The sequence below is a fragment of the Desulfatiferula olefinivorans genome (assembly GCF_054657895.1).
The window spans coordinates 1-774 of sequence record NZ_BAAHXV010000110.1 but is presented as its reverse complement, the minus strand read 5'-3'; the positions used below and the strand labels follow the sequence as shown (position 1 = coordinate 774).

The 774-nt window shown below is 47.5% G+C and carries 1 protein-coding gene; it reads left to right on the top strand.

All coding sequences use genetic code 11. The annotated features are described in order from the left end of the window. Positions 1-234 precede the first annotated feature (234 nt). Positions 235-774: TonB-dependent receptor plug domain-containing protein (locus ACYQ11_RS22095; RefSeq protein ID WP_459926003.1), on the top strand; the 540-nt coding region annotated here is incomplete at its 3' end.

The following is a 774-nucleotide window of genomic DNA, read 5'->3' as shown; positions in this document are numbered from 1 at the left end:
AGAGTTTGCATTCCATCCTCGAAGGTTGGCCCGTATCTTCATTGTTCGGCCAGGAAGGCCGATATCGATCACAGCAAATCGTTGTCCAGTTCAGCCACTGAACCTCTGGGCTTTAAGCCCGGAATACAATCACACGTTCCTCAATAGACAGCCATGAAGGTTTCCAACGTTGAACCGTATTCAGCGTAAGAGGCTTTCGTGGCTTTTTAATGTTCATTTTTAAAGGGGATTAAAATGCATTGGATTAAATTTCAAAGTATTAGGGGATTGGTGTTTCATGCGGCCGTCATGTTTTTTATCGGGATGGGCTTTGCTGCTTCGGTCACAGCGGAGCAATATGGGACACAGACTGTTACTCCAAAGGACCCGAACACGGTCATCGAGGCGGGGACTGAAAGTGAAACCGAACGAAGTAAGGTGTACATGAAAATCGGTGAGATAAAGGTCACGGAGAAGGCTGATTTCCTTGAAACGGCTGATCTTCCCGCATCGATCGACGTCATTGGTGCCGATCAGATCGAGAGTCAGAATGTGGATTTCAGTATGGAACTCCTCAAGAAAGTCCCTGGCGCTTACTACGGAGATTGGAACCAGGGGGTTATTTCAGGGACGATTTCCATGAGAGGGTATGATGCCAACCATGATGTCCCCGTCACACTTCTGGTTGACGGTATTCCTCATAATTTCGGTTACGGTCGAATGGATATTCAACCGTTCTTTCCGCTTGAAATCGAACGGATGGGGGTGGTCAAAGGCACGTCTGATCCGAGATAT